At 35.2% G+C, this 7,011-nt stretch carries 8 protein-coding genes; 6 read left to right on the forward strand and 2 right to left on the reverse strand.

From position 1 onward, the window contains the following. Positions 1-266 precede the first annotated feature (266 nt). The 5 genes from RMR19_RS17405 (at position 267) to RMR19_RS17425 (ending at position 4,193) form a co-directional block, all read left to right on the forward strand. Positions 267-617 carry a GntR family transcriptional regulator gene (locus tag RMR19_RS17405; protein ID WP_310604773.1) on the forward strand — a complete coding sequence of 117 codons (351 nt, stop codon included), beginning with the start codon at positions 267-269 and terminating at the stop codon, positions 615-617. 26 nt (positions 618-643) lie between these two features. Continuing rightward, complete coding sequence (locus RMR19_RS17410; protein WP_310604774.1) at positions 644-1,333, forward strand: ABC transporter ATP-binding protein; 690 nt, start codon at positions 644-646, stop codon at positions 1,331-1,333. An 18-nt stretch (positions 1,334-1,351) separates the two neighbouring features. Beyond that, positions 1,352-2,095, forward strand: coding sequence for a hypothetical protein (locus tag RMR19_RS17415; protein ID WP_310604775.1), 744 nt, complete (start codon positions 1,352-1,354; stop codon positions 2,093-2,095). A gap of 87 nt (positions 2,096-2,182) precedes the next feature. Then, positions 2,183-3,217: a tRNA preQ1(34) S-adenosylmethionine ribosyltransferase-isomerase QueA gene (queA, locus tag RMR19_RS17420; protein ID WP_310604776.1), complete on the forward strand. Its 1,035-nt coding sequence runs from the start codon at positions 2,183-2,185 to the stop codon at positions 3,215-3,217. 31 nt (positions 3,218-3,248) lie between these two features. Continuing rightward, entirely contained in the window at positions 3,249-4,193 is a 945-nt protein-coding gene (locus tag RMR19_RS17425) for a diacylglycerol/lipid kinase family protein (protein WP_310604777.1), read from the forward strand. A gap of 81 nt (positions 4,194-4,274) precedes the next feature. On the opposite strand, the gene RMR19_RS17430 is transcribed toward RMR19_RS17425, so the two are convergent. Together RMR19_RS17430 and aroF are read right to left on the reverse strand one after the other, a co-directional pair. Continuing rightward, the gene (locus RMR19_RS17430) at positions 4,275-5,387 is read right to left on the reverse strand and encodes a prephenate dehydrogenase (protein ID WP_310604778.1); all 1,113 of its coding nucleotides are present in this window, start codon (positions 5,385-5,387) and stop codon (positions 4,275-4,277) included. Between the two features lie 18 nt (positions 5,388-5,405). Then, a complete protein-coding gene (gene aroF, locus RMR19_RS17435) occupies positions 5,406-6,419 on the reverse strand; it encodes a 3-deoxy-7-phosphoheptulonate synthase (protein ID WP_310604779.1) in 1,014 nt (337 codons plus the stop codon). Between the two features lie 329 nt (positions 6,420-6,748). Between aroF and RMR19_RS17440 the strand changes: the two genes are divergently transcribed. Further along, positions 6,749-7,011 (forward strand): GTP-binding protein (locus RMR19_RS17440; RefSeq protein WP_310604780.1); only part of this gene is annotated, 263 nt, incomplete at its 3' end.

A 7,011-nucleotide genomic window follows, 5' to 3' on the forward strand; every position in this document is an offset into this window, starting at 1 on the left:
TGGATAACAGGTTTAGCTTTTGTGTTACTTGAATTGGAAATGTAAACCTATCTTCATAATACACTCATTTTACTATTATTACAGGAAAAATACTAGGCGTATTATGTAAATTTTTATTGACATTTTCAGAATATGAGTGTACTATCTAGCTATAGAACTAAAACACTAGTGAACCTAATGTGCTACAGTATGAATAATACGAATTAATCATTAAAACTAAAATTGAGTTTCGCAAATGCCAAAAATAATTGGAAAGGAGGAGCAGAATGATTTTTGATAATACAGTACCGATTTATCTTCAAGTAATTCGCCAGATAAAGATGGATTTGATACAAGGAAAACTTCAATTGGGGGAGAAGATGCTGTCAACTAGGGAGCTTGCGCTTGCATATCAGATTAATCCGAATACGGTAAGCCGTATCTATAAAGAATTGGAACTTGAGGGAATATGTTTTACAAAGAGAGGGCTGGGAACATATGTAACAGAGAATAAAGAGATATTAATTACGATTAAAGAAGAGATGGCGAAGACTGCGATGACACAATTTGTTGAAAGTATGAGAGATATTGGATTCACGAAGGAAGATGTACTTCGTTTGATTGAACAACAATATTAAGGAAAAAGAAAGGATAGGTAAAGAGCATGTTAATAGATTGTAAAAATGTTCAGAAAAAATATTTATCAAAAATAGCAGTGGATGATATTAGTCTTGAAATTGAGAAAGGCAGAGTGTATGCCCTGTTAGGTCCTAATGGTAGTGGAAAAACTACCTGGATGAAGATGGTGGCAGGATTGATTAAACCTACAAGTGGATCTATTCTGTTTGAGGGAGAGCCTATAGGTGTACATTCAAAGTCAAGGGTTGCATATATGCCAACGGAACCATTTTACTATAGCTATATGAGTATTCAAGATGTAGGAAAATACTATCAAGATTTCTTTGCTGATTTTGATATGCAACGATATAATTACTTGATTGATCGTATGGAACTAAACCAAAAGGATAAGGCAAAGACCCTTTCTTCGGGTTTGGCAGCAAAATTAAAGATAGCAGCAACATTGTCACGTAAGGCTGATTTGTATATGCTAGATGAGCCATTGAATGGTATCGATATCATAGCACGTGACAGAATTATCGAAACGATTCTTGAGAATGCTAGTGATGATGCAAGTCTTATTATATCAAGCCATTTAGTTGATGAGTTAGAAAAGATAATTGACTATGCTATCTTTATTAAGACTGGAAGAGTTGCCATGCAAGGAGAGGCAGAGCAACTTCGTGAAGAGAAGAACAGTTCAATTGTTGATTTATATAAGAGCATATATGCATAGAGGGGAGTAGAGAATAGTATGTGGAATTTAATTAAGTATGAATTAAGAAAACAGAGAACATCAAAGTTTGTAATATTTGGTATTGTGGCGTTAATTGAATTGTTCTGGTTTTGGCAGGTTTTTGCAGATGGTGACTCATTACAATCGGCAAGCGTATGGTTAATTATGGTGACATTTATATCAATGTTTTATCTCTATCTTGAAAGTGTGGTAACATTTTCGCAGGATATGAAAACAAAGAACAGCTATATGTTGTTTATGACACCGAATAGCAGCTATAAGATAATTGGGGCAAAGCTCTTAGCGAGTGGTCTTCAAATTATTATATATGGTCTTTGTTTCTTCGGTATCTATGTAGCAGATGGAACAGTAGCGATGGTTCGATTTAAACGTTTCTCAAATGCAATTGAGGCAATAACTTCAATATTACGTGATTTTGTGAGTATTGATATAAATGTTAGATATTTGTTTAGTCTTTTGATGGCAGTGTTAATAATAGGAATTTGTGTACTGATGTTAGCGTATGTATCAATTACATTAAGCGCAACATTTTTGTCAAATAAAAGAGGTCAAGGAATCATAAGTGTTTTACTATTTATAGTTATGTTTTATGCAGTAAATGAAGTAGCAGGAATGGTGTTTGGGAATATACTGTTTGACGAAGAAAAAGCAAGAATTCTATTCACGATGTACTATGGAGCGATTGCAGGAATTGCATATCTAGCTACTGCATGGATGCTAGATAAGAGAGTAAGTTTATAACTTCTGTAAAACCTACTGGATTTTTTAGGATAGAAGGCTTATAATGTAGCTTATGGAAAAAGTCCAGTTAGGAATGGAGATAGTAATATGAAGACAAAAGATTTTGATTTTTATCTACCAGAAGAATTGATTGCGCAAGATCCGTTAGAGGATCGTTCGAGTTCAAGGCTTTTGGTATTGAATAAAGAAACGGGAGATATTGAACATCAAGTATTTCATAATATCACACAGTATCTAAGAAAAGGAGATTGCTTAGTTATTAATAATACGAAAGTAATTCCGGCTCGTCTAATTGGCGAGAAAGAAGATACTGGTGCTAAGATAGAATTGTTATTACTCAAAAGAAAAGAAAATGATATATGGGAAACACTTGTTAAACCAGGGAAAAAAGCAAGAGTAGGTAGCAGAGTTGTATTTGGTAATGGGTTACTAATTGGCGAAATTGTAGAAGTATTAGAGGAAGGGAATCGATTGATTCAATTTCACTATGAAGGAATTTTTGAAGAAATTCTGGATCAGTTAGGACAGATGCCATTACCTCCATATATTACACATCAATTAGAGGACAAGAATCGATATCAAACAGTATATGCAAAATATGAAGGTTCAGCAGCAGCGCCTACAGCAGGATTGCATTTTACGAAAGAATTGTTGCAGCAAATTGAAGAGATGGGAGTCGTTGTTGCTAATGTTACATTGCATGTTGGGCTCGGAACGTTTCGCCCAGTTAAAGTAGATGATGTTCTAAACCATCATATGCATTCTGAATTCTACCAAGTAGAGCCAGAGGAAGCAAAGAAGATTAACGAAGCAAAGAAACAAGGAAATCGAGTGATTTGTGTTGGAACAACAAGCTGCCGTACAATTGAATCTGCCTCTGATGAAAATGGTATGGTAAAAGCAAGTAGTGGAAATACAGAGATTTTTATATATCCAGGGTATAAATTTAAAGTATTAGATGCATTAATTACAAACTTCCATTTGCCAGAATCAACATTATTAATGTTAGTTAGTGCATTGGCAGGAAAAGAGCATATTATGCATGCGTATGATACGGCAGTAAAAGAAAAATATCGTTTCTTTAGTTTTGGAGATGCCATGTTTATTAATACAAATGATTAGTAACGAGTATATTTGAATAGGAAGGGGGAGAATGCGTTTGAAAAAAATGTTATTTATATATAATCCACAAGCTGGAAAAGGGAAAATTAAAAGTTCATTGTCGGATATTGTGGAGACGTTTGTTCGAGCGGATTATGAAGTAACAATCTATTCTACTAAAGAACGAGATGATGCGAGGAATCTGGCATCTGAAAAAGGTGCAGACTATGATATCGTTGTTTGTTCGGGGGGAGATGGAACTTTGAATGAAGTGACTTCGGGATTGATGGGATGCCCAAACCCTCCTGTAATTGGATATCTACCTGCTGGGACGACGAATGACTTTGCATCAAGTATGGAGATACCAAAGAATATGGTGAAAGCAGCAGAGGCGGTTGTGAGCGGAGAACCATTTGCTTATGATATAGGCTCTTTGAATGATCGGTATTTTACGTATGTTGCAGGATTTGGAGTATTTACAAACGTTTCTTATGAGACGCCACAAACAACAAAGAATTTATTTGGTAGAGCCGCCTATATATTAGGTGGAATTATGAGTTTGCCTACAGTAAAATCCTATCATGTAAGAGTGGAGTATGATGATACGGTTATTGAAGATGAGCTAATCTATGGAATGGTAACGAATGCAAATTCTGTTGGGGGATTCAAAGGTATTACAGGGAAAGATGTAGGATTAGATGATGGAGAATTTGAAGTTACGCTAATTAAACAACCTAAGAATATCGTAGAACTACAACATATTGTAAATGCATTATTGATAAGAGATCTTGAGGATAAATTCATATACTCTTTCCATGCATCTAGTTTGGATATTACATGTGAGGAAGAAATTTCTTGGACGATTGATGGAGAATTTGGTGGTGCATACACGAAAATGCATTTACAGAATCATCAACGTGCGTTATCTTATTTGACAACGAATGAACAGATTACAAGTGAACAGCTTATTGAGATGCAAAATCCAGAAGAAGAATAAAAAGTAAAAGCTTTTGCAAATACGAGCACCAAAGAGGTTTTCGATTTGCAAAAGCTTTTACTGATTTGAAATCTGATATAGTTATTTACGTTTATATATGTTATAACGATATTTTTCAAGTAGTGTAACGGCAGCAAGTGACGCTTCTTCATCATAAAATTCGATGCGTAGTACGCCTTCTTCGAACTCACGATTGTGAATAATGCCGATATTCTTTATACTAATATTATTACTAGCTAAAATAGTGGCGATAGTTGCAATCGCACCTGTTTCATCGAAGATATCAAGATATACTTCATAAACTTGTTTTAACATACCAACTTTTTTCGTAGGAATATTGTCGCGGTATTCCCTTGCTGTCTCAAAGAAATCATATAATGCAGTTTCATCACAATCAGAAAGAGCTTTATCAAAATCCGTAAGAGTTGCTATGTATCGCTCAAGAAACTTTTGAATACTTTTTGTGTTAGTTAAACAGATATTTTGCCACATGATAGGAGAAGAGGAAGCAATTCTAGTGATATCTTTAAAACCACCAGCAGCTAGAAGGCGCATCTTCTCATCGGGGTCATCACTTTGTTTAACCATATTAACTAAACTTGAAGCAATCAAATGTGGTACATGACTAATTGCAGCAACAACATCATCGTGTTCATCAGCATCAATGATTAATGGGAGAGAACCAATTGTTTTTACTAAATTGTATAGAAAATCAATTTTGCTTTGCTCCACTTGTTCTGAAGGTGTTAGAACATAGTAAGCATTTTCAAGTATAACAGCACTTGAGTGAGCATATCCTGTTTTCTCAGAACCAGCCATTGGATGTCCGCCGATAAAGTAAGGATTCATATTAAGTTCCTGAACGGCGGTATGAATATTACCTTTCACGCTACCAACATCCGTGATAATACAAGTTGGTTTGATAATGCTTTTTAATTCTTTTAAGTACTGTATATTAGTTAATACTGGACAGCAAAGGAAGATGATATCGCATTGGCAAAAATCTTTTGCTAAATCAGTTGATATAAGATCAATGGTTCCGTCTTCAAGTGCCATTTCAAGGTTCGTATTTGGTCGATCCTGATAATAGTTAAAAGCTATAATATGTGTGTTAGTAAGTCGAAGCTTCATAGCTCTAGCAATGGATCCTCCAATTAAGCCAAAGCCTATAAAGCCAGCAGTAACGTCTTCCATACGTAATCCTCCAAATGTTTATAATGTTTTGCCCATAAGAGCTGCAAATGGTCTAAGCTCTTCGCATAGCTCCTCGAATTGAGGGAATGTAAGTGATTGAGGGCCATCGGATACAGCAGTAGCTGGGTTTGGATGTGTTTCAATCATAAGACCATCCGCACCAACTGCAATAGCAGATTTGGCAAGAGGTTTTACATAGTTTCTTACTCCAGTTGCATGACTTGGGTCAACGATAATTGGTAAATGGCTCTTTTCTTTTATAACAGGAACTGCACTAATGTCTAGTGTGTTACGAGTAGAAGTTTCGAATGTACGAATGCCACGCTCGCATAATACAACATCTTTATTACCCTCTGCCATAATGTATTCAGATGCATTTAACCATTCATCAATTGTAGCAGAAAGACCACGTTTTAACAAGATTGGAATACCTGTCTTACCGGCTTCTTTTAGTAAGTAGAAGTTTTGCATGTTACGTGCGCCAATTTGAAGCATATCAACATATTTTACAGCAACTTCGATAGCTTCAAGACTTGTTACCTCACAGATAACAGGAAGACCAGTTGCTTCACGTGCTTCCTTCATATAACGAAGACCATCTTCTTCAAGACCTTGGAAAGCGTAAGGGGAAGTTCTTGGTTTGTAAGCACCACCACGAAGAATCTGCGCGCCAGCTTTTTTAATTGCGATTGCTGTTTCAAGAACTTGATCATGACTTTCAACTGCACATGGACCAGACATAATAACAAGGTCTTTGCCACCAATAGCAACATTACCGACATTAACGATAGTAGGTTCTGGGTGGAATTTCTTGTTTGCTAATTTATATGTTTCGGTAACAGGAACAATTTTCTCTACATCTGGTGCGATTTCGAGATTTTGTTCTAATAATTTTGATTTATCACCGATAACACCAATAATAGTAACTTCTCTTCCGGCAGATAAGTGAGCTTCTAAACCGCTAACTGCGATGATATCTAATAGGTTTTTGATTGATGCTTCAGAAGCATTTGGTTTCATTACAATAATCATATATAATCTCCATTCTCTGATAGTATTTTTAATACGGACGTCTTTTTGTTAAATTCGCTGTTGTTATTCTACAACATAAAATTGCCAATGTCAATGCTTTAAAGCGTTAAACTTTAACGCGGTAAATAGATAACTATTATGACTATGTTCTACAAGTTGAAAATATGCATGTAACTTACAAAATATTTGAAGGAATACAAGAAATTGTTTGGTTAATTTGCAAGAAAAGGTTGTAATACACAGATATATTTAGTACAATATTCACATAGACTAATAATGTTTTTGCTATACAGCAGCAAGAACATTTGAGTATAGGGAGGTAACATATTATGGACATTTATACTTCAGACAAGATTAGAAATGTTGTGTTATTAGGTCACGGGGGCTGTGGTAAAACTACTTTAGTTGAAGCGATGGCATATACAATGAAAATGATAGGTCGCCAAGGAAGGGTAGAAGATGGCAATACGATTAGTGACTATGATAAAGAAGAGATAAAACGAAAATTTTCAATTAGTACTACAGTTGTACCGATTGTTTGGGAAGACACAAAGATTAATTTATTAGATACACCAGGATATTTTGATTTTGT

Origin of the sequence: Anaerosporobacter sp. (genome assembly GCF_031551385.1) — a bacterium.
GTDB lineage: Bacteria > Bacillota > Clostridia > Lachnospirales > Lachnospiraceae > Anaerosporobacter.